Raw genomic sequence first — 22,782 nt, 5'->3', positions numbered from 1 at the left:
GCAAATTATAAATTGGCTACACGCTTTGTGCTTAATACGAGAAGGCAGACTGAATTGGTATTCAGAGCTAATCAGGTTGGGATTCACCACGTTTTGCCGTCGTCGTGAATAAAGTTAACGTCTCTGGGGGCCGTATAACTATGCTGCAACTTTCCGTTGTGCATCGCTTGCCACAACATTATCGCTGGTCGCTGGAACATGCGGGTGAAATTGTGCGTCAGGAAGCAGCGAATGGCGTGCATGCCGAAGATTTAGTGGTGCTGCGCCTGCTGAGTCATGATGGTCATCCGGCGCTGGAAATTCTGCACCAGCTGAAGGAGACGCTGGCGCAGATTCAGGTCGAGTGCAAAATCGCCGAGTGTGAAGGGCAGCCTTGCCTGCTGATTCAACGTGATGACGAAAGCGCGACCAACTGCTGCCTGAAAAATCAGGGTGTCGCTATCGCCGAAACCTTTGATGGTCACTGACTTAGATCTTTTCCCTGCGCAGACGCCAGTAGCTGCCGCGTGTAATCGGCTGCTGGTGCGTTAAACAGCGTTTCGCAATCACCTTGCTCCACCACTTCACCCTGACGCAGCACAATCAGCTGATGACAGAGCGCGCGCACCACCTGCAAATCATGGCTGATAAACAGATAGGCGAGCTGATGCTGCTGCTGCAAACGGCGCAGTAAGGTGAGAATTTGCTTCTGCACCGAGCGGTCCAGCGACGAGGTGGGTTCATCCAGCACAATCAGCTGCGGCTCAAGGATCAACGCGCGGGCGATGGCGACGCGCTGGCGCTGACCGCCTGAAAACTCCGCCGGATAGCGCGAGCGGCTGTCGGCATCGAGCCCCACTTCCTGCATCACCGCAATCACTTTGGCTTCCTGCTCCGCACTGCTCAGTTCCGGGCGATGCACCGCTAAACCTTCCGCAATCACCTGTTGCACCGTCATGCGCGGATTGAGCGAAGAATTGGGATCCTGAAACACCACCTGAATGCGCTGGCGCAGCGGCAATAATTGCTTTGGCGACAGCTGATGCAGCGGCTGATCGTCAAACCAGATCTCACCGCGCGCGCTAATTAAACGCAGCAGCGCCAAGCCCGTTGTACTCTTGCCCGAGCCCGATTCGCCCACCAGTCCGAGGCTTTCGCCACGCCGCAGGGTAAAGCTAAGATCCTTCAGCGCCATCTTCTCTGCCACAGTGCGACGCAGCAATCCCCGCCGGATCGGGAAACCAACCTGTAAATTCTTCACCTGTAACAGCGGTTGCGCATCCAGCAGCGGCACCGGTTCGCCATCCGGCTCGGCGGCGATCAGTTCGCGCGTATAGGGCTGCTGCGGCTGGCTGAACAGCATATCGCAGCGATTGTGTTCCACAGCGCGGCCATTGCGCATCACCGTGACGCTGTGCGCCAGCTGACGCACGATATTGAGGTTATGGGTGATGAACAGCATGCCCATATTGAGTTCACGCTGCAGTTCGCGCAGCAGTTGCAGAATCTGCGCCTGAACCGTCACATCCAGCGCGGTGGTCGGTTCATCGGCGATCAGCAGCTTCGGCTGGGTTAGCAGCGCCATGGCGATCATCACGCGCTGTCGCTCACCACCAGAAAGCTGGTGCGGAAAATCCTGCAAGCGCGATGCCGCATGGCGAATGCCGACGCGATCCAGGCAGCTCAGCATTTCGCCACGCGCGGCTTCGCGCCGCATGCCGCGATGCACCGACAGCACTTCATACAGCTGCTTCTCCACGTTATGCAGTGGATTGAGCGACACCATCGGCTCCTGAAAAATCATCGCCATCTGGTTGCCACGCAGCCCGCGCAGGGTGCGTTCGCTGGCTTGTAAAATATCCTGGCCGTTAAACAGAATTTCGCCTTGCGGATAGTTGACCGGCGGCTGCGGCAATAAGCGCATGATCGACAGCGCAGTCACGCTTTTACCGGAACCGGATTCGCCCACCAGCGCCAGCGTTTCGCCGGCGTCAATCTGCAGCGAAATGTCTTCTACCACGCGGCGATCCTGAAAGGCCACCGCCAGATGATTCACCGTTAACAGGCTCATTTAGCGTCCTCGACTCGGGTCAAAGGCATCGCGTACCGCTTCGCCGATAAAGATCAGTAACGACAGCAGCAGAGCGAGGGCAAAGAAGCCTGCCAGTCCCAGCCACGGCGCCTGTAAATTGTTTTTGCCCTGTAACAGCAGCTCGCCAAGCGAGGGCGATCCCACCGGCAAACCAAAACCCAGGAAGTCCAGCGAAGTTAGTGTGGTGATTGAGCCGCACAGAATAAACGGCAAAAACGTCAGCGTGGCGACCATAGCGTTGGGCAGCATGTGGCGCAGCATAATGCGGCTATCGCTGACGCCGAGCGCACGCGCCGCACGGATATAATCGTAGTTGCGCGCACGCAGGAATTCGGCGCGCACCACGCTTACCAGGCTCATCCAGCCAAACACCACTGTTACCAGCAGCAGCCACCAGAAGCCGGGCTGAATCACGCTGGAGAGCAGAATCAGCAGGAACAGCGACGGCATGCCGGACCACACCTCAATCAGGCGTTGACCCACCAGATCAATGCGGCCACCGAAGTAGCCTTGCACCGCGCCGACTACGATGCCAATCACGCTGGAGAACAGCGTCAGCATGATGCCGAACAGCAATGAGATGCGCGTGCCATACAGCAAGCGTGCCAGCACATCACCACCGTTAGCATCGGTACCGAGCCAGTTTTGCGCCGAAGGTGGCGAAGGGAAGGGCACATCGGTGGCGAAGTTGATGGTGCTGTCGCTGAAGCGAATCGGTGCCCAGATCGCCCAACCTTGTTGATCGATGCGCTGCTTCAGCCAGGGATCCTGATAATCGGCAGGCGTAGAGAAATCACCACCGTAATCACTTTCGCTGTAGTTGAACAGCAGCGGCACATACCAGCGTTGCTGATAATGCACCAGCAGCGGTTTGTCGTTAGCCAGCAGCTCAGCGCCCAGTGACAGAACAAAAATGATCAGGAAAATCCACAGCGACCAGTAACCGCGACGGTTATGGCGAAAACGCTGCCAGCGCTGCTGGTTAACCGGAGATAAGCGCATCAGCGTCCCTCAAAATCAATGCGCGGATCGACCAGCGTATAGGTCAGATCGCTAAGAATGTTCATCAGCAGGCCAATCAGGGTGAAGATGTAAAGCGTGCCAAACATTACCGGATAGTCGCGCTGAATAGTGGCGTCATAGCCGAGCAGGCCCAAACCATTGAGTGAGAACATCACCTCTATCAACACCGAGCTGGTGAAAAACATGCTGATAAAGGTGGCGGGGAAACCGGCGATCACCAGCAGCATGGCGTTGCGGAACACGTGGCCGTACAGCACGCGCTTCTCATCCAGCCCTTTGGCGCGCGCGGTGACCACATATTGTTTGCGGATCTCATCAAGGAACGAGTTTTTAGTCAGCATAGTCAGCGTGGCGAAACCGCCAATCACCGTAGCCAGCACCGGCAGCGTGATGTGCCACAGGTAATCGCTGATTTTGCTGTACCACGGCAGCGCATCAAACTGCGGTGACGTCAGGCCGCGCAGCGGGAACCAGTCGAAATAGCTGCCGCCGGCGAACAGCACAATCAGCATGATGCCGAACAGGAATGCCGGGATCGAATAGCCAATGATGATAAAAGTGCTGCTCCAGATATCGAAAGCGCTGCCGTTACGCACCGCTTTTTTAATGCCCAGCGGAATTGATACCAGGTAAATGATCAAGGTGCTCCACAATCCCAGGCTGATGGAGACCGGCAAACTCTCTTTGATCAGCTGCAGCACCGATGCGCTGCGGAACAGGCTGTCGCCGAAATCAAAACGAATGTAGTTCCACAGCATTTCACCGTAACGCTGCAGCAGCGGTTTATCGAAGCCATAGCGATGCTTAATTTCCGCGATCACTTCCGGATCGAGTCCGCGTGCGCCGCGATATTGGCTGTCGCCGGGATTGTCACGCATCAGCGCACCGCGCGCGCCGCTGTCGCCGCCGACTGAGCCGGGAATGCCGGTACTGTGACCAAACTGCACGTTGGCTAACGCCTGATCCACCGGGCCGCCCGGCGCAATCTGCACAATAAAGAAGTTCAGGGTGATGATCGCCCAAAGTGTCGGGATGATCAGCAGTAACCTGCGAAGAAAATAGGCTGCCAAACCGTGCTCCTCAGCGTCGATTGGCCGGCAATCGCCCGGCTTTGTTCACATCGTACCACCAGTTTTCCAGACCGGTAGCAAACGCGGGTTTAATCTCGGGATGGGAAAACTTGTCCCAATACGCCATGCGATCTTCCGCGCTGTACCACATCGGGATCATATAGGCATTCCACAGCAGGATGCGATCCAGCGCCTGGCCGAGCGGCAGCAGCGCTTTCTCATCGCCTTGATGCTCAACGATCTGCTGCACAAAATGGTCGACGATGGGATCTTTCACGCGCGGCCTGTTCCAGGAAGAGTCAATAAATTGAGATTGCCAAATCGTTTGCAAGCTGGTCGAGGGCCATGGCATGGCGTAATAGAGCGATGGGATCATGTCGTAGTCGCCTTCGCGCATACGGCGGAGATATTGCGAGCTGTCAATCTGGCGCAGCGAGACCTGGATGCCAAGCCGTTGCAAGCTGTGCTGGAACGGCAACGCCCAGTCGTTTTGCGTACCGCTGCGCATCAGTAATTCGAAACGGAACGGCTGGCCGGATTTCACATTCACCAATTGCTGATTTCTGATTTCCCAACCCGCCGCTTTCAGCAAGTTCATGGCTTGCAACAGGTTGCCGCGATCGAAACCGCTGCCGTCAGAACGTGGCGGGGCATACTCATTGTTGAACACTTCGGGCGGCAGCTGCGCTTTGTAGGGCGCCAGCAGGATCAACTGCTCGGCTTTGGGATAGCCAAGCGCTGCATATTCAGTGTTCTGGAAATAGCTGCGCGTGCGTTTATAAGCGCCATAGAACAAGGCTTTGTTCATCCACTCGAAATCGAACGCCAGCGTGATGGCTTCACGCACGCGACGATCGGCGAACAGCGGTTTTTCGTTGTTAAATGCCAGCCATTGCGTGTCGGTGGAAACGGTGTTGGGAATGGTCGATTTGACGATGGCGTGACTGTCAAAGTTGCGACCGCGATATTGTGTCGCCCATTTCTTCGCTGAACTCTCTTCGCGCAAATCGTAAGCGCCGGCTTTAAAGGCCTCAAACGCCACGTTGTCATCAAGATAATAGTCATAACGCAAAGTATCGAAGTTAAAACGCCCGCGATTCACCGGCAGATTGGCGGCCCAGTAATCTTTCACCCGGCTGTACTGGATAAACTGACCCGATTTATAGGAGGTGACGCGATAAGGCCCGCTGGCCAGCGGCGGATAACCAATCGGCTCGTTAAACTTTTTGTTTTGCCAGAATTTTTCCGGGATGACCGGCAGCGTTAGCCAGCTGAGAATCCGATCTTTGTCCGGTTTCGGCATGTCGATACGCACGGTGAGACGGTTTAGCGCTTTCACTTGCACGTCACGAAACGCCACGCGGAACTGCGGCACACCTTCCGTCATGAATTTCTGGAAGGTGAAAGCCACATCCTGCGCGGTAATCGGTGTTCCGTCCTGAAACTGTGCATGAGGATTGATCGACACTTCCATCCAGCGATAGTCGTCGGGATAGCGCGCTGATTCCGCGATCAGCGGATAGTAGCTGCCAGGTTCATCATCGGAGGTGGTAAACAAGCCGTCATACAGCGTATCGGTACCGATGCCGGGATTGCCGCGCGAGGCGAAACGATTGAAGTTGTCGTAGGTGCCCACCACCGCCAGCGTGATCTTGCCGCCTTTGGGCGCGGCGGGATTGGCGTAATCGTAGTGAGTGAAATTCACCGCATATTTCGGCTCGCCCAGCTTAGCGAAGGCATAGCTTTCATTGATGGTGGCGGCATGCAGCGGCGCAGTGGCGCTACAAATGAACAACGCTGTGACAAGACGCAGCAGCATAAGTGGGGCGATCTCCTGTGGTGTTCCGCACTTTATGGTAGCAGTTTCATGGGGTTCGCGTGATGTTAACTCAGCGCGCGCTGGCGTTGATAATAGCTGACGAGGTTTTCGGGGCGTAACGGACGACTAAACAGATAGCCCTGCAAATGCGTCACGCCGCGATTCACCAGCCACGCCGCCTGATCGCCCGTTTCGACCCCTTCAGCCACGGTTTTGAGATTGAGTTTTTTTGCCAGCAGCAGCACTGCATCAAGCACCGGTGAGGTGACAGTTTCTGTACCAATGCTTTGCACAAAGCCGCGATCGATTTTCAGGTAATCGAACGGATATTTTTCCAGATATATCAGCGCGCTATGCCCAGTGCCAAAATCATCAATCGCTATTTTAAAATTGTTCTCATGTAGCCAGGCGAAGATTTCTCCCGCGCTTTTTTCACCGACCATGCTGCGTTCGGTAATTTCAAACACATAGTTGAAGTGATCGGTAGGCATGATGTTAATCCATGCCTGGACATCGCGCCGGAAGCTCTCTGAGGCGAGATGAAGCGGCGAGAGATTGAGGCTCAGGCGCGTGCCGCGCGGCAGCTGTTTACAGAGAAACTGGGCATCGCGCGCCACCAGCGTGAACAGATGCTGAGTGAGCGGAATAATCAGGTTTTGCGCTTCGGCGTAGCTGATAAAGGCATCCGGCGGAATCATGCCTTCAGTGGGATGCGTCCAGCGCAGCAGCGCTTCCACGCCGTAGGGTTGTCCATCGTGCGCAGTGACCAGCGGCTGGTATTCAACATGAAACTGGCCACGTTTAATGCCCTGCATGATCTCTTTGCCCGGCCGCTGATGTCGCGTCAGCAATAACCCGCTTAGCGCGGAAATCAGCAGTGAGAAGAGTATGCCGGTCAGCAACGTCAGTGAGTAATCGCGTGGCGCTAAGGTGGTGCCAAACAGCACGAAGCGTAGATCGCTGTTATTAAAGGCTATTTCATGTAGCGATGCCGGTAAATCACTCGCGCGTACCACGTTGTTGCTGCCGCTCAACAGCGCTTTGTTGCCGACCACCAGCGCCATGCCAGTGATTTCGGGATGATAAGAGGCCAGCAGCTGATAAGGCGTCAGGCTGATGTTCATGGTGGCGAAAAGGCCGGTCTCGGCTGAACCTGGATTTTTCACCCATAGCACCAGCGCCGGTTTCTTCGGTAGCAATGGCGTGCCTTCCAGCAAGCGCATATCGTGATCGCGTTCCAGTTCAGACTCAGGAGAAATATCGTTTGCTGGCATCAGAAAAGCGCCGGTGGCAGAAGAGCAGTAAGCGTTGCCATCACGCACCAGCAGGATGGCGCGGATATTACCGGCAAAGGCGGCGCGAGAAGTGAGCTCACGACTGACGTTGTTGCAGGCTAACTGGGTGTATTGCTGTAAGGGATAAAGTGTATCGACCAGGCTTGCTATCACCTGTTGTAAATCGTCGCGGCTGTGTGCCAGAAGCTGTTCGTGTTGTTGTACACGTTTTTGCCAGGTGAGTGTTAATAGCACGGTGATAAAAAGCAGAAAGAATGCCGCGCCGATAATCGCACTATGCCAGGCGATACGGCGTGAATAACTGCGGTGATGTTTTAATGTCCCTGACAGTGGCATGGAGTGCATTCCCCTTGTCTTGCCATTTTTTATTATGTTTATCGTTTGGTCACTACCCACTTCAGACCGCAGCTACGGTGATAACGGTGTCTGCAGCGCAATATCTGGGTATCAGGAAGTCAACGAGAATATAACGAGAGCGCGAAGAATGTCTCGTTATATTTTTGATTCTCAATTACTTTTTATCGGTTGGATTTGAGTTAAAAACTACGGGCGAAAAAAAACGCTGCCGGGGCAGCGTTTCTGATTCTCTGGCTGAGAGGATCATCAAAGAAGTACGTTAGCTAGGGTTTTTAGCAAGAACCCGACGCGCTTCGCGGTAACGATTTTTCCAATAACTGTCATTCAGGTTGGAAATCATTACGCCACTGCTGGTGGACGCGTGAACAAAGTTATCGTTGCCAAGATAGATGCCCACGTGGCGACCGGTAGAACCGGCGCGGAACAGCACTAAGTCACCTGCGCGCAATTTATTGCGTGAAATCTCTTTGCCGGTGTCTTGCTGTTCAGACGTTGAGCGTGGCAAATCTAAACCGAACTGCTCGCGAAAGGTGCGCTGAACAAAAGCAGAACAATCAATGCCGCGTTTGGTGTCGCCGCCTAAGCGATAACGTACACCTTTCCAGTCACTGTACTGTTCCATGATGCGGGACTTAACGTCCACGTTCTGCACCATCTGTTCAAATTCGTCCTGAGACGCTTGAAGTAAAAAACCATTCTGGTTGTTAACTTCATGATTCTCGTTATTCGCGTTCTGACCGTTATGGGTACTGCTGCATGCTGATAAAAGTGTTGCGAGTGCTACCGCGGGAATGATCCGCCTGAGGTATCTCAGAATTGGTTGAGACTTGACCATTGTACGTGTTTTCCTTCGATTTCCTTACGACAGAATGTCGTCAGCCAGATGACAAAACGGGTTGAGATTAATAAGTACGACCGTCTAAGACAAATCCTTAATTACTAAAATGTGTTAATGCACACATTTTTGTCGCTTTCAGCACCGCATTTTATGCTGTTGCTTACTAATCGGATTTGAGGTTAACCGATTACAGACCGCGTGGCGAGTGCTTTTATATAAATATTCAAAGGTTTTTTCGATGTGAAATCAATCTGTAACACAATGGCGAGTTTATCAACAATTGGCAGCGATTTAATAGCCAAACAGCGGTGCAATAAGGGGGTAATTCTGGCGCTAAGGCCGATTTTAAGAGGGTTCGGGCTGGACAACTTAGGATTAAGGCTATTGTTCCGCGTTTTTCATCATAATCTTTTCTTTTACCTGAATAATGTTAGTTTGCTAATAGTTTATTCAGGTTTTAAATAAGCGCGAGCGACTGACTTTTTGTTCTATGATCACTCGCGCTTAACAATTACGTGCGCGGCTTATATTTGCCCGGCAACGAACGGTTCAGCCAATTCACCAGCTTGTCGCTGAAGGGCGTTAACAGGCACCAGCTCATGCCAACCAGCACGACTGACAATGAACCCACAGCGATATCAGTAAACCAGTGCGCACCCGCCATCACACGTGGCAGAGCAAACACCACGGTAATCATCAAACCCACCAGAAACGCGCGGAAGCCGAAATAGCGCCACATAAAGCAGGTGAAGATCATCAGCATCATGCCGTGGTCGCCAGGGAAGCTATCTTTCGAGGCATCTTTGGCCGGGATGCCGGTCAGTTCGCTTACGCGATGCACATTCTCAAAAAACAGCGTTGGGCTGGAGTGCTGTACCGGCAGCAGATGACCGAGCTGGTTCAGTACTACCGCGCTCAGCAGCATCGTGATGCCAATGGCCAGCAAACGGCGGCGACCTTGCGGTGTCTCGCGACGCCAGTAGCTTAAATAGAGCAAACCCATAGCCAGCAGCGAAACTACATCGAAACCGCGGAAGTTAGTGATGGCCACTAACAGTGCGAAACCGTGATGATCAACCATCTGGTCATTGAAGCCATAAAAGATGGCTTTATCGATACCAAACCAGAACCCGTGATCCGGCGGCAGGTACCATGAAAGGAAAAGCATCACACCCAGTGCATTCAGCAGCAGGATGGTGACTAATCGAGAAGCGCGCATAGAAAATAGACTCAAAGTGAAAACAACGGGGCAACCTAACGCATCTAATTTAAACGAATCTTCAACAAAGCGGTCTGCAAAAGGTTCCAGTCAGCAGGCTGATGATGAATCAATTCGATGCGGCTATCAGGCGGTGTGGTAGGGCGGGTTTCTATAAACAAATCGTCGCCCTGGCGATTGATATTCACTAAACCATCGGCAGTGCGCAACACACCTTTAACGCGATCAACCGGCGCATGCCTTGCCCACTCTAGCGCTTTAATCGTATCAAACACGGTTTCACCATCGAAAATCCAGCCACAGGAAGCATAGCCCTGGCCTTCATTTAGCGCACGACGCCAGCGCGCCTGGCCATCCAGTTTCAGTGCGGCCAAGCCTTGTGGACGTGAATTATGGTAGTGATGTGCTGCATCGGGAACCGCACGATCCGCCAAGGCGGGTTGAGTCAACAACGCGGGATCGATGTGTCCCCACGCTGCTTCCACCAGCTGACGCTCGCCCAAAAATTGCTGCTGCCAATCCTGCAAACGCTGACGATCATTATCGCTCCAGCGATCGCTTTTGTTCGCCACGATGATATCGGCCGCCACCAGCTGATCGCGGAAATTCTCATTCTCCACTACGCGTGCGTCGGCAAGCTGGCGCGGATCGAGCAGCGTTAAGGTGGCATCCACCTGAATCCAGGGTTGATAGACGGCAGCACGCAGCATATTCAGCAGCTGTTTGGGATGGCCAAGGCCGGTGGGTTCGATAATCAGACGATCGGGTTTAGCCTGTTTCAGCAGCATGTTCAGCCCAACCTGCAGCGGCAAGCCGTTAACGCAGCACATGCAGCCGCCGGGAATCTCTTTCAGCGTCGCACCGCGATCGGCGAGCAGTGCGCCGTCGATGCCAATTTCGCCAAATTCGTTGACCAGAATCGCCCAGTTTTCATCCGCGGGTTTATTGGCTAACAGATGCAGCAGAGTGGTGGTTTTTCCGCTGCCGAGAAATCCGGTGATGAGGTTTACGCGCGTCACAAAAGGGCTCCCAAAAAAAGAGAATAAATCGCACGCGGATGAGAGGCATCCGGCGCGCACGGCCTTGTTATACTATAACAATCACCGGGCGCCGGACGGAAGCACGTTATGAATCAGCGCGTCCCATATAACGACGTTCCGCAATATGAATGCGGATGCGATCGCCATTGCTCAGGTATTCCGGCACCTGAATGGATAAGCCGGTGCTCATGCCTGCGGGTTTGGAGCGAGCGCTGGCGGAGGCGCCTTTAATGCCCGGCGAGGTATCAACAATTTCCATATCGACGGTTTGTGGCAGTTCAAGCGCCAAGACCTGGCCATCCATCGTCAGCACCTGAATGCCGGGAATGCCACCTTCAGGAATAAACAGTAGCTCTTCTTCAATTTGCTCTTTTTTGAAGTTGTACGGCGTGTAGTCTTCGTCATCCATAAACACATACTCATCACCATCTATATAAGAGAAGGTGACGGCGCGGCGGCTAAGCGAAATGGCGTCAATAATATCGTCGCCTTTGAAGCGCTCTTCCACTTTCAGGCCGGTGCGGACATCGGTAAAACGCATTTTATAGAGCGTCGCGGCACCGCGAGCACTTGGGCTCTGTACATCAATGTCTTTCACCAGCAACAGTTTGCCGTTCCAGGTGACAGCCATCCCTTTTTTGATTTCATTTGCCTTTGGCATGGTGGTTTTCTCGCTGACAGGAGGTTAATGCGCGTCACGTTACTCGCGCGGCGAAAAACTGGCAAGTCAGCCAATGTAAAATTGTTGCCGGTGCATGGCATTCGCGGTCTGGGACTGTTATTGTCGCGGCGAATTGTCTGCAGGAGCGCATGATGTTTTGTCGTGACCAGTGCGGTGCCTGTTGCACAGCCCCCTCAATCTCGTCCCCGATTCCTGGCATGCCGCACGGCAAGCCGGCCAACACGCGTTGCGTGCAGCTTGATGAGCAACAGCGTTGCAAAATCTTTGGTTCACCGCTGCGTCCGGCGGTCTGTGCCGGCTTACAGCCCAGCGCCGAAATGTGCGGCAGCAGCCGTGATAGCGCCATGACATTTCTGCTTAAACTGGAAGCCGAGACGGCGCCCTGAAGCACTGCTGACGCATAGCTGAAGAATTGGGCTTAGTGCCGTTGGTCTGTACAGCAAAAGCATCAGCCTGCCTGCCGGTAAAAATCTTAAATCCAACATGAAGTGTGCGGAACGTCAAAAATCTGCTACTCAGATCGCGCATTTTCTTGCCTGCTGTACGTGGCTGTACCATATTCCCTGAAACGTTTCAGCGTTGTCACTCCGGCTAAGTCCGCGATGCACAGCAGCTTTTTTCACCATCCAGCTGAAACGATTCAATACAGCAAGCGAGGAGAGATATGTTCCAGCTCGAAGTTCAGGCCATTCATACCGGTGCTAGCGCACAGAATAAAGAAGAGGCCATTCGTCAGGTTGCCGCTGCGTTAACCGCTGCAGGCAATGTGGCCGAAGGCTACGTTAACGGCATGCTGGCGCGCGAACAGCAAACCACCACTTTCCTGGGTAACGGCATCGCCATTCCGCACGGCACCACCGACACCCGCGACCTGGTGTTGAAAACCGGTGTCCAGGTTTATCAGTTCCCGCAGGGCGTGGATTGGGGCGAAGGGCAAACGGCGTATGTGGCGATCGGTATTGCCGCTAAATCGGATGAACACCTCGCGTTGCTGCGCCAGCTCACTCACGTATTAAGTGATGACAGCATTGCTGAACAGCTGAAAAACGCCTCGGCGGAAGATCTGCGTGCGCTGCTGATGGGCGAAAACCAGGCGGCAGAATTCAAATTCGATACCTCGCTGATTGCCGTTGATGTGGCGGCCAGCGATTTAATCACGTTACAGGCACTGAACGCCGGACGTCTGCAGGCTGCAGGCGCGGTGGACGCGTCCTTTATTGCTGACGTGATTTCCCGCGCCCCGCTGAGCCTTGGTCAGGGCATCTGGCTGAGCGACAGCGCCAACGGCAATCTCGGCAGCGCAGTGGCCGTAAGCCGCGCGGCTGCGCCATTCCAGCATCAGGGCGAAAACGTCGCGCTGCTGCTGACCGTGGCGGCTAACGATCAGCGTCCGCTGGAAGTGCTGGGCTATCTCAGCAACCTGCTGCTGAGCAACAAAGCTGAACGTCTACTGAAGGCCGATGCCGCCGGTATTCTGGCGCTACTGACCAGCGAAGTCGATGAAGCTGCCGAGCTGCTGACCGCTGAATTCACCATCCGCAACGAACACGGTCTGCATGCGCGTCCGGGTACGGCGCTGGTGACCGTCATCAAGCAGTTTAACAGCGACATCACCGTAACTAATCTCGATGGCAGCGGTAAGCCTGCTAACGGCCGCAGCCTGATGAAAGTCGTTGCGCTCGGTGTGAAAAAAGGCCATCGCCTGCGCTTCACCGCCAGCGGCGAAGATGCACAGCAGGCGCTTAACGCAATTGAAGAAGCGATCAATTCTGGTTTAGGCGAGGGGGTTGCATGAGCCGTCGTGTCGCAACAATTACCTTAAACCCGGCTTACGATCTGGTCGGATACACGCCAGAAATTGAGCGCGGCGAAGTTAACCTGGTGAAAACCACCGGCCTGCACGCGGCGGGTAAAGGCATCAACGTTGCCAAAGTGCTGAAGGATCTCGGTATCGATGTCACCGTCGGCGGTTTCCTCGGCAAAGAGAATCAGGACGGCTTTCAGCAGCTGTTCAGCGAACTCGGCATCGCCAACCGTTTTCAGGTGGTGCAGGGCCGTACGCGTATTAACGTTAAGCTGACCGAAAAAGACGGCGATGTGACCGACCTGAATTTCTCTGGCTTTGAGGTCACCGCGCAGGATTGGGAGCGCTTCACCGCCGATTCTCTCACCTGGCTCGGCCAGTTCGACATGGTGTGCGTCAGCGGCAGCCTGCCAGCCGGCGTGGCGCCAGAAGCCTTCACTAAATGGATGAGCGATCTGCGCACGCTGTGCCCCTGCATCATCTTCGACAGCAGCCGCGAAGCGCTGGTCGCCGGTCTGAAAGCCGCGCCGTGGCTGGTGAAACCGAACCGCCGCGAGCTGGAGATTTGGGCTGGTCGCAAACTGCCTGCGCTGCAGGACGTGATCGGTGCTGCACATGAACTGCGTGAGCAAGGTATTGCGCACGTAGTGATTTCTCTCGGTGCGGAAGGTGCGCTGTGGGTGAATGCCTCCGGCGAATGGATCGCCAAACCGCCTGCCTGCGAAGTGGTCAGCACCGTCGGTGCCGGCGATTCGATGGTCGGCGGCCTGATTTACGGCTTGCTGATGCGTGAATCCAGCGAGCACACGCTGCGTCTGGCGACGGCAGTGGCGGCGATGGCCGTCAGCCAAAGCAACGTTGGCGTGAAAGATCGTACCCAGTTGGCCGCGATGATGGCGCGCGTCGACTTACAACCCGTTAACTAACAGCAGGAGAGCGATAATGAAAACGCTGCTGATAAAAGATTCTTCACTGGGACTGGCGTCAGGACATCTGGCGCTGGAACGTTTACGCGCGACGGCGGCACAAGCTGGCCTGACGCTGACCGACAATGCCGCCGAAGCTGAACTGGTGCTGGTTGCTGGCCACAATGTGCCGCACGACGCAGAGCTGGCCGGTAAATCGCTGGCGCTGGTTGATGTGCAGCAAGCGCTGCGCGATCCGCTGGCGGCAATCAATCAAGCCAAAGCGAGTGCCAAAACCTGGCAGCCTGCTGCTGCAACCGCTGCCGCGCCAGTAGCTGCGCAGAGCGCTGCTCAGAAACGCATCGTGGCGGTGACCGCCTGCCCAACCGGCGTGGCGCATACCTTTATGGCTGCTGAAGCTATTCAGGCCGAAGCGACCAAGCGTGGCTGGTGGGTGAAAGTCGAAACCCGTGGTTCTGTGGGCGCAGGCAACGCGATTACCCCAGAAGAAGTGGCGGCGGCCGATCTGGTGATCGTCGCGGCTGATATCGATGTGGATCTGGCGAAATTTGCCGGCAAGCCGATGTACCGCACCTCAACCAGTCTGGCGCTGAAGAAAACTGCGCAGGAGCTGGATAAAGCGCAGGCCGAAGCGAAAACCTATCAGCCGAGCGGCAATCAGGCTGCCAGCGCACAGGGCGACAGCAAAGAGAAAGCCGGTGCCTATCGTCACCTGCTGACTGGCGTTTCGTACATGCTGCCGATGGTGGTTGCCGGTGGTTTAAGCATCGCGCTGTCATTTGCCTTTGGTATCACCGCATTTAAAGAGCCGGGCACCTTAGCGGCTGCACTGATGCAGATCGGTGGCGGCAGCGCCTTCGCGCTGATGGTGCCGGTGTTAGCCGGTTTCATTGCCTTCTCGATTGCGGATCGTCCGGGTCTGACGCCTGGTTTGATTGGCGGTATGATCGCCACCAGCATTAACGCCGGTTTCCTGGGCGGTATCATCGCCGGTTTCATTGCCGGTTACGCTGCGAAAATGCTGAGCAGCAAAGTGAAACTGCCGCAGAGTATGGAAGCGCTGAAACCGATTCTGATCATTCCGCTGGTGGCGAGTTTGATTACCGGTTTGCTGATGATTTACGTAGTAGGTAAGCCGGTGGCGGGCATCATGACTGGCCTGACAACCTGGCTGGCAAACATGGGGACGGCGAACGCGGTACTGCTGGGCGCAATTCTCGGCGGCATGATGTGTACCGACATGGGCGGTCCGGTGAACAAAGTGGCCTACGCATTTGGTGTTGGTCTGCTGAGTTCACAAACCTACGCACCGATGGCGGCCATTATGGCAGCCGGTATGGTGCCACCGCTGGCGATGGGCCTGGCGACGCTGGTTGCGCGTCGTAAGTTCAACAAAGGTCAGCAGGAAGGTGGTAAAGCGGCGTTGGTGCTTGGGCTGTGTTTCATCTCTGAAGGTGCGATTCCGTTTGCGGCGCGTGATCCAATGCGTGTGCTGCCGTGCTGTATCATTGGCGGCGCGGTAACCGGTGCGATTTCCATGGCGATTGGCGCGAAACTGATGGCACCGCACGGTGGTCTGTTCGTCCTCCTGATTCCAGGCGCGATTACCCCAGTATTGGGTTATCTGCTGGCGATTGTGATTGGTACTGCGGTAGCGGGACTTGGCTACGCCATCCTGAAACGTCCGGAAGAAGAGCTGGTTAAAGCCGCGTAATCTTCGTCAGACATAACAAAAGGGAGCTGCGGCTCCCTTTTGTTTAATCAGATAATTAACCCTGCTGCTCCGACTTCAACCACGCAATCTCATCCTTCCAGATATCCGGATTAATGGTTTCCAGAATCATGGGAATGCCGTCAAAACGTTTATCTTTCATCAGCCAGCTAAACGCGGTTTTACCGATATTGCCTTCACCCAGACTGTGATGGCGGTCGACGCGACTGCCCAGCGTGCTCTTGGCATCATTCAGGTGCATACCGCGCAGATACTGGAAACCAACGATGCGCTCAAAGTCGCTGAAGGTCTCGGCGCAGGCTTCTTCGGTACGCAGATCGTAACCGCCAGCAAACGCGTGGCAGGTATCAATGCACACGCCAACGCGCGACTTATCTTCTACGTGTTCAATAATGGTGGCGAGGTGCTCGAAGCGGAAACCGAGATTGCTGCCCTGACCGGCGGTGTTTTCAATCACCGCCACCACGCTGCTGGTTTTATCCAGCGCGATGTTGATCGATTCGGCGATACGCTTCAGGCAGGCTTCTTCTTCAATCTGCTTCAGATGGCTGCCGGGATGGAAGTTCAGCAGGGTCAAACCCAACTGCTCGGCACGCTGCATCTCATCGAGGAAAGCCTCGCGTGATTTCTCCAGCGCTTCCATCACCGGATGGCCGAGGTTAATTAAATAGCTATCGTGCGGCAGAATCTGCGCGGAGGTGAAGTTGTAACGATCGCAGGCGGTTTTGAACGCATCGATCACTTCCCCTGACAGCGGTGCGGCTTTCCACTGGCGCTGATTTTTGGTGAACAGCGCAAAGGCTGTGGCTTCGAGTTCGTGGGCACGGATAACTGCCTGGTCCACGCCGCCTGATGCACTGACATGTGCGCCGATATATTTCATGCCGCTCTCCTGATTGGGCGATTGCTGCTGCAAAGCTGCCCATCATAGCGGATGCGGTTACGCCATGAAATGTTGCACCAGCACATTGAGTGCTCCGCCGCCGAGAATTAACCAGCCAAACATCACCAATCCCAGCAGCAAGGGTTTACAGCCAGCCTGTTTCAGGGCGCTGAAGCGCGTAGTCAAACCCAGCGCAGCCATCGCCATCGCCAGCAGCAGATTGGCCAGCTGATTCAGCGTGCTAACAATATTGGCAGGCAGCAGATGCAGCGAGTTAAACAGTGCCACCACAATAAACAGCAGCGCGAACCAGGGAAAACGAATCGCTTGTTGCTGTGCGTTGTGGCTACGCTGACGTTTCAGCCAGCTTCCCAGCATCAGCAAGAAGGGCGCTAACATCATCACGCGCAGCATTTTGGCAATCACGGCGGTGTTTTCGGCCTCGGCACCCATCGTGTGTCCTGCCGCGACAACCTGCGCCACTTCATGCAACGTCGAACCCGTGAAGATACCGAAATGTTCCGCGCTAACTGTTGGCAGCAGCGACCACAGCAGCGGATAGAGGACGATACCGAGGGTACCAAACAGCACCACAGTCGCAACAGCCACCGCCACTTTTGACGGCGCAGCCTTAACGATAGGTTCACTCGCCAGCACCGCCGCCGCGCCACAAATGCTGCTGCCCGCCCCAATCAGCCACACGGTTTCGCGATCCATCTTCAGCAGACGAATGCCGATAAAACAGGTCAGCAGGAAAGTGGAGCTGAGAACCATCACATCAATCAATACGCCGCTAAGACCGACATCAGCAATCTGCTGTATGGTAATACGAAAGCCATACAGGATGATGCCGAGGCGCAGCAAGCGCTGTTTCGCCAGCATTACGCCGCTGTCACAGGCGCCGGCCATCTGCGGATAAAGGGTGTTACCGAGCACGATGCCCAAAATAATCGCTAACGTCAGCGCACCGAATCCGGCCCCGGCCAACCAAGACTGATTGCTTAACCACGCCGCTGTACCTGCAATTGCGATGGTTAGCAGCAACCCAGGCAGCCAGTGATGTAGATGAAACGGGGTTTTATTCTCGCTTAACTCAGCCATACTTTTTCTCCTCGCTGGACGGCGGTGGTTTGGACGAAAACCACAATTACAGAGCGCACTTTCCGTAGCGGCGCAATTTATTGCGCGATAAATCGCGCCGCTACGGAATGTGCGATGATTTATGCCGTGTGCTTATCTCATGCTGTTCTTTGCTAAGCCTGCGCTGCGCTGGTATAAAAGTAAAATTGATAATATATTTATAATTAACCAGAATAAGTAATATAAAGAGAACCGCATGCACATCACGTTGCGCCAGATTGAAGTGTTTACCGAAGTGCTGAAGAGCGGCTCGACGACGCAGGCCTCGCAGGTGCTGGCGCTGTCGCAGTCGGCGGTGAGCGCCGCGTTAGCAGATTTGGAAAACCAACTCGGTGTGCAGCTATTTGACCGCGTCGGTAAGCGGCTGGTGGTGAATGAGCATGGTCGTTTACTCTATCCGCGCGCCGTGGGTTTGATGGAGCAGGCGGGCGAAATCGAACAGCTGTTTAAGGAAGATAACGGGGCGATTCGCCTGTTCGCCAGCAGCACCATCGGTAATTACCTGCTGCCGGGCATGATCGCCGCCTATCGCCGCGATTTCCCCGCGTTGCCGCTGGAGCTGAGCGTCGGCAACAGTCAGGATGCGATTAATGCGGTGGCGGATTTTCGCGTCGATATCGGTTTGATCGAAGGTCCGTGCCACGAGCTGGATATTATCAGCGAGCCGTGGCTGGAAGATGAGCTGGTGGTGTTTGCCGCGCCGGATGCCGCCATCCTGCAGCAGCCGATTACGCTGGAAGCGCTCGCCGCCGCGCCGTGGATTCTACGCGAGCGCGGTTCAGGCACGCGCGAGATCGTTGATTATCTGCTGCTGTCGCATCTGCCACAGTTTCAGCTCGGCATGGAGTTAGGCAATTCAGAGGCGATTAAACACGCGGTGCGTCACGGCATGGGCATCAGCTGTTTGTCGCGGCGGGTGATTGAGGATCTGCTGGAAGCCGGCACGCTGGTGGAAGTCGCGATCCCATTGCCGCGCCTGACGCGCACGCTGTATCGCATCCATCATCGACAGAAGCATGTGTCCAAAGCTTTAAGCCGTTTCCTGTCGTATTGCCGTGAATAATCACAGCGCTGATCACGCTGCGGCTAATAATTCCCGGCCGATCATGAAGGTAACTAATAACCCGACGTGAATGCTATACAGCTTGGGGCTAGCTGCTACAATCTCGCCTCATTTTTATCCAGCATAGCGTTTACACATGCATAATGACTCAAAAACAACACAACAACCTGGATTGCGCCGTGAATTAAAAGCGCGTCATCTCACCATGATCGCCATTGGTGGTTCCATCGGTACCGGCCTGTTTGTCGCCTCGGGTGCCACCATTTCTCAGGCCGGACCCGGCGGCGCGCTGCTCTCCTATGCGCTCATCGGCCTGATGGTTTACTTTCTGATGACCAGCCTCGGCGAACTCGCGGCCTTTATGCCGGTTTCTGGCTCCTTCTCCACCTACGGTTCAAAATATGTTGAAGAAGGCTTCGGCTTCGCGCTGGGCTGGAACTATTGGTACAACTGGGCGGTGACCATCGCCGTTGACCTCGTCGCCTCGCAGCTCGTCATGAACTACTGGTTCCCGGACACGCCCGGCTGGATCTGGAGCGCACTGTTCCTTGGCCTGATGTTCCTGCTCAACTACATCTCAGTCAAAGGCTTCGGCGAAGCGGAATATTGGTTCTCGCTGATCAAAGTGACCACCGTCATCATCTTTATTGTGGTTGGCGTGTTGATGATCACCGGCATCATGCGCGGTGCAGAAAACGCCGGCTGGCATAACTGGACCGTGGGTGAAGCGCCGTTCGCCGGTGGTTTTGCCGCGATGATAGGCGTGGCGATGATCGTTGGCTTCTCCTTCCAGGGCACCGAGCTGATCGGTATCGCGGCCGGTGAATCTGAGGATCCGGCGAAGAACATTCCGCGTGCGGTGCGTCAGGTATTCTGGCGAATTCTGCTGTTCTATATCTTCGCTATTCTGATCATTAGCCTGATTCTGCCGTACACCGATCCGAAGCTGCTGCATAACGATGTCACCGATATCGCCATCAGCCCGTTCACGCTGGTGTTCCAGAATGCCGGTCTGCTCTCGGCGGCAGCGGTAATGAACGCAGTGATTCTGACGGCGGTACTGTCGGCGGGTAACTCCGGCATGTACGCCTCAACGCGTATGCTGTTCAACCTGGCACGCGAAGGTAAAGCGCCACGCATTTTCGGCAAGCTGTCGAAAGGTGGCGTGCCGCGTAACGCGCTGATTGCTACCACCGTGGTGGCGGGATTGTGCTTCCTGAGCTCGAAATTTGGTAACCAGGAAGTTTACCTGTGGCTACTGAACACCTCAGGCATGACCGGTTTTATTGCCTGGTTGGGTATCGCCATTAGCCATTACCGTTTCCGTCGCGGTTATATCGCTCAGGGTCACAACCTGGCCGATTTGCCGTACCGTTCGGGCTTCTTCCCGCTGGGACCGATTTTCGCCTTTATTCTGTGTTTGATCATCACACTGGGTCAGAACTATCAGGCGTTCCTTGCTGACCGCATTGATTGGTATGGCGTGGCCGCAACCTATATTGGTCTGCCGCTGTTCCTGATTATTTGGTTGGGCTACAAGCTGACACGCGGTTCGCGCTTCGTGAAATACAGCGAGATGGAATTCCCGACGTTTAAAGAGTAGTCATACCCTTGCGCGATAAATCGCGCCGCTACGAATAAGGTGCACGTGTAGTAGCGGCGCAATTTATTGCGCATTGTTTTGGATTTTGTTACTCAGATTGAATTGATAATTATTATCACCTGCACTATTGTGGCTGCCGTTATGATTTCGACAAGAAACGGGTAGAACAATGCGTACCACCGACGCCACGCTGCTGGCGGAAAACGGCCTCGAAACCGACACCATGACGCGTTATCGTCAGGTACTGCGCCAGCGACTGATGTTAATTGGCGTGCTGGCGCTGGCGATATTAGCGTCAGTGATTCTTGATTTCACCCTCGGCCCGGCTGGGCTCTCCCTCCACACCTTATGGCAAACGCTGACGCATCCCGATGCGGTCGATGCGGGCACCCGCGTGATTGTCTGGGATATTCGTTTACCGTACGCCTTGATGGCGGTGGTGGTGGGCTTCTCGCTCGGCCTTGCCGGTGCAGAGATGCAAACCATCCTGAATAACCCGCTTGCCAGCCCGTTTACGCTCGGCGTTTCGTCGGCGGCGGCCTTTGGTGCGGCGCTGGCCATCGTTCTTGGTATCGGCATTCCTGGCGTGCCGGATCAGTGGTTTATCTCCGCCAACGCGTTTGTGTTTGCGCTATTTGCCGCCTTGATGCTGGATGGCGTGACGCGCTGGACCAAAGTTTCGACCTCTGGCGTGGTGCTGTTTGGTATCGCGCTGGTGTTCACCTTCAACGCATTAGTCTCAATGATGCAGTTCATCGCCAGCGAAGATACTTTACAGGGCCTGGTGTTCTGGACCATGGGCAGCCTCGCGCGCGCCTCGTGGGAAAAGCTCGGCGTATTAACCGCCGCCTTTGCCATCCTGATTCCGTTCTCGATGCTCAGTAGCTGGAAGCTGACCGCGCTGCGCCTCGGCGAAGATCGCGCGGTGAGTTTTGGTATCGACGTGCGCCGTCTGCGCCTGGCAACGCTGCTGCGCATCAGTATTCTCTCTGCGCTGGCGGTGGCGTTTGTCGGCCCAATTGGTTTCATCGGTCTGGTCGCGCCGCACATTGCGCGCATGATGTTTGGTGAAGATCACCGCTATTACCTGCCAGCCAGCGCGCTGGTCGGTGCGCTGGTGCTGTCGCTGGCTTCGGTGGCGTCGAAAAACCTGATTCCCGGCGTGATCATTCCGGTGGGAATTGTGACGTCGCTGGTCGGCGTGCCGTTCTTCCTCAGCATTATTCTGCGTCATCGGGGGACGGTGTAATGGAGCAGGGATTACGTCTCAAGCATTTCTCCGCCGGTTATCCGAAGCGCAAGGTGATTGACGATCTCAACGTGCCGGAGCTGCCGCAGGGCAAAATCACCGTGTTGCTTGGCCCCAACGGCTGCGGCAAATCGACGCTGTTGCGCGCGCTGGCTGGTTTGGGCAAAGGGCAGGGCGAGCTGTGGCTGAACGGTGAAGAGCTGATGAGCCAGCCGTTTGCGCGCCGGGCGCAGCGTGTGGTTTATCTGCCGCAAAGTTTGCCGGCGGGCGTGCATCTGCACGTGCTGGAGTCGATTATCGTGGCGCAGCGTGCGTCGGGTGGCTTGCACAGCGCCTCGAGCGAAGCGGAGATCATGCATCTGCTCGAGCAGCTCGGCATCGCGCATTTAGCCATGCGCTATCTCGATCAGCTATCGGGCGGGCAGAAGCAGTTGGTGGGTCTGGCGCAATCGCTGATTCGCCGTCCGGAACTGTTGCTGCTGGATGAACCGCTCAGCGCGCTGGATCTTAACTACCAGTTCCACGTGATGGATCTGGTGCGTCGTGAAACCCGGTTGCGCAATATTGTGACGGTGGTGGTGGTGCACGATATCAACATCGCGCTGCGTCATGCGGATCACGCGTTGATGCTGAAGGATGGCAATCTGCTGGCGGACGGCGAGCCGTCGCAGGTGATTACGCCGGAGACGTTGGCGCAGGTGTATGGCGTGCGCGGCCGTATCGAGCACTGCTCACGCGGCATGCCGCAGGTGATGATCGACGGGCTGGCGGAGACGTTGGTGTAGTTAGGTAGGTGCACGCTGTCCCCCAAAGGGTGCACGCTGTCCCCCTCCTCGGTCCTCCCCCATTAATGGGGGAGGAAGATGCTGCTATATGTGAGTTTGGAAGCTGCATGTGGCAGCGTCTCCTTCCCCCGTTTACGGGGGAAGGCCGGGATGGGGGGCAGCCAGCAGGATCTGGAACAGCCA

General features: G+C 55.4%; 20 protein-coding genes. 9 read left to right on the top strand and 11 right to left on the bottom strand.

The features are described 5' to 3' along the window. The first annotated feature begins 140 nt into the window (after positions 1–140). Positions 141–467, top strand: a complete 327-nt coding sequence (locus AAF463_RS13125; RefSeq protein ID WP_101763692.1) for a hypothetical protein — start codon at positions 141–143, stop codon at positions 465–467. On the opposite strand, the gene yejF is transcribed toward AAF463_RS13125, so the two are convergent. The 9 genes from yejF to yeiP all read right to left on the bottom strand — a co-directional run bounded on the left by yejF (position 461) and on the right by yeiP (position 11,393). Next, positions 461–2,050: a microcin C ABC transporter ATP-binding protein YejF gene (gene yejF / locus AAF463_RS13120; RefSeq protein ID WP_110866599.1), complete on the bottom strand. Its 1,590-nt coding sequence runs from the start codon at positions 2,048–2,050 to the stop codon at positions 461–463. The genes AAF463_RS13125 and yejF overlap by 7 nt on opposite strands. Then, positions 2,051–3,073, bottom strand: a complete 1,023-nt coding sequence (locus AAF463_RS13115; RefSeq protein WP_101763694.1) for a microcin C ABC transporter permease — start codon at positions 3,071–3,073, stop codon at positions 2,051–2,053. After that, positions 3,073–4,164, bottom strand: a complete 1,092-nt coding sequence (locus AAF463_RS13110) for a microcin C ABC transporter permease YejB (RefSeq protein ID WP_101763695.1) — start codon at positions 4,162–4,164, stop codon at positions 3,073–3,075. The genes AAF463_RS13115 and AAF463_RS13110 overlap by 1 nt, the downstream gene beginning before the upstream one ends. Positions 4,165–4,174: 10 nt before the next feature. Further along, positions 4,175–5,983, bottom strand: a complete 1,809-nt coding sequence (locus AAF463_RS13105) for an extracellular solute-binding protein (RefSeq protein ID WP_101763696.1) — start codon at positions 5,981–5,983, stop codon at positions 4,175–4,177. A 65-nt stretch (positions 5,984–6,048) separates the two neighbouring features. Next, positions 6,049–7,614 carry a cyclic di-GMP phosphodiesterase gene (locus tag AAF463_RS13100; RefSeq protein WP_350260917.1) on the bottom strand — a complete coding sequence of 522 codons (1,566 nt, stop codon included), beginning with the start codon at positions 7,612–7,614 and terminating at the stop codon, positions 6,049–6,051. A gap of 280 nt (positions 7,615–7,894) precedes the next feature. After that, entirely contained in the window at positions 7,895–8,470 is a 576-nt protein-coding gene (gene mepS, locus AAF463_RS13095) for a bifunctional murein DD-endopeptidase/murein LD-carboxypeptidase (protein WP_008105015.1), read from the bottom strand. Between the two features lie 514 nt (positions 8,471–8,984). Beyond that, on the bottom strand, positions 8,985–9,692 hold the full coding sequence (locus tag AAF463_RS13090; protein ID WP_101763698.1) for a phosphatase PAP2 family protein: 708 nt from the start codon (positions 9,690–9,692) through the stop codon (positions 8,985–8,987). Between the two features lie 44 nt (positions 9,693–9,736). After that, positions 9,737–10,711: a GTP-binding protein gene (locus tag AAF463_RS13085; protein ID WP_350260916.1), complete on the bottom strand. Its 975-nt coding sequence runs from the start codon at positions 10,709–10,711 to the stop codon at positions 9,737–9,739. A gap of 106 nt (positions 10,712–10,817) precedes the next feature. Then, on the bottom strand, positions 10,818–11,393 hold the full coding sequence (gene yeiP, locus AAF463_RS13080) for an elongation factor P-like protein YeiP (protein ID WP_008105009.1): 576 nt from the start codon (positions 11,391–11,393) through the stop codon (positions 10,818–10,820). 152 nt (positions 11,394–11,545) lie between these two features. Between yeiP and AAF463_RS13075 the strand changes: the two genes are divergently transcribed. The 4 genes from AAF463_RS13075 (at position 11,546) to fruA (ending at position 15,858) form a co-directional block, all read left to right on the top strand. Next, positions 11,546–11,800: a YkgJ family cysteine cluster protein gene (locus AAF463_RS13075; protein WP_101763700.1), complete on the top strand. Its 255-nt coding sequence runs from the start codon at positions 11,546–11,548 to the stop codon at positions 11,798–11,800. 278 nt (positions 11,801–12,078) lie between these two features. Further along, positions 12,079–13,209, top strand: coding sequence for a fused PTS fructose transporter subunit IIA/HPr protein (fruB, locus tag AAF463_RS13070; protein ID WP_217548695.1), 1,131 nt, complete (start codon positions 12,079–12,081; stop codon positions 13,207–13,209). Continuing rightward, the gene (fruK, locus tag AAF463_RS13065; RefSeq protein ID WP_101763702.1) at positions 13,206–14,144 is read left to right on the top strand and encodes a 1-phosphofructokinase; all 939 of its coding nucleotides are present in this window, start codon (positions 13,206–13,208) and stop codon (positions 14,142–14,144) included. The genes fruB and fruK overlap by 4 nt, the downstream gene beginning before the upstream one ends. A 16-nt stretch (positions 14,145–14,160) precedes the next feature. Then, positions 14,161–15,858, top strand: coding sequence for a PTS fructose transporter subunit IIBC (gene fruA, locus AAF463_RS13060; protein WP_110866605.1), 1,698 nt, complete (start codon positions 14,161–14,163; stop codon positions 15,856–15,858). Positions 15,859–15,913: 55 nt separating this feature from the next. On the opposite strand, the gene nfo is transcribed toward fruA, so the two are convergent. After that, positions 15,914–16,759 (bottom strand): deoxyribonuclease IV, encoded by an 846-nt coding sequence (gene nfo, locus AAF463_RS13055; RefSeq protein WP_101763704.1) that lies wholly within the window; start codon positions 16,757–16,759, stop codon positions 15,914–15,916. A 57-nt stretch (positions 16,760–16,816) separates the two neighbouring features. Then, positions 16,817–17,860 (bottom strand): YeiH family putative sulfate export transporter, encoded by a 1,044-nt coding sequence (locus AAF463_RS13050; RefSeq protein ID WP_350260915.1) that lies wholly within the window; start codon positions 17,858–17,860, stop codon positions 16,817–16,819. A gap of 235 nt (positions 17,861–18,095) precedes the next feature. Here AAF463_RS13050 and yieE point away from each other — a divergent pair, with 235 nt between their 5' ends. The 4 genes from yieE (at position 18,096) to AAF463_RS13030 (ending at position 22,599) form a co-directional block, all read left to right on the top strand. Next, on the top strand, positions 18,096–18,962 hold the full coding sequence (gene yieE / locus AAF463_RS13045; RefSeq protein ID WP_101763706.1) for a DNA-binding transcriptional regulator YeiE: 867 nt from the start codon (positions 18,096–18,098) through the stop codon (positions 18,960–18,962). A gap of 136 nt (positions 18,963–19,098) precedes the next feature. Then, complete coding sequence (locus AAF463_RS13040; RefSeq protein ID WP_101763707.1) at positions 19,099–20,565, top strand: amino acid permease; 1,467 nt, start codon at positions 19,099–19,101, stop codon at positions 20,563–20,565. Positions 20,566–20,734: 169 nt separating this feature from the next. Continuing rightward, entirely contained in the window at positions 20,735–21,814 is a 1,080-nt protein-coding gene (locus AAF463_RS13035; RefSeq protein ID WP_350260914.1) for an iron ABC transporter permease, read from the top strand. Next, positions 21,814–22,599 carry an ABC transporter ATP-binding protein gene (locus tag AAF463_RS13030; protein ID WP_110866609.1) on the top strand — a complete coding sequence of 262 codons (786 nt, stop codon included), beginning with the start codon at positions 21,814–21,816 and terminating at the stop codon, positions 22,597–22,599. The genes AAF463_RS13035 and AAF463_RS13030 overlap by 1 nt, the downstream gene beginning before the upstream one ends. Positions 22,600–22,782: the final 183 nt, after the last annotated feature.

The sequence above is a fragment of the Pantoea sp. BJ2 genome (genome assembly GCF_040255075.1).
Classification (GTDB): Bacteria; Pseudomonadota; Gammaproteobacteria; order Enterobacterales; family Enterobacteriaceae; genus Pantoea; species Pantoea leporis.
The sequence above is the reverse complement of the archived record's forward strand: the minus strand, read 5'-3'. Positions and strand labels throughout refer to the sequence as shown.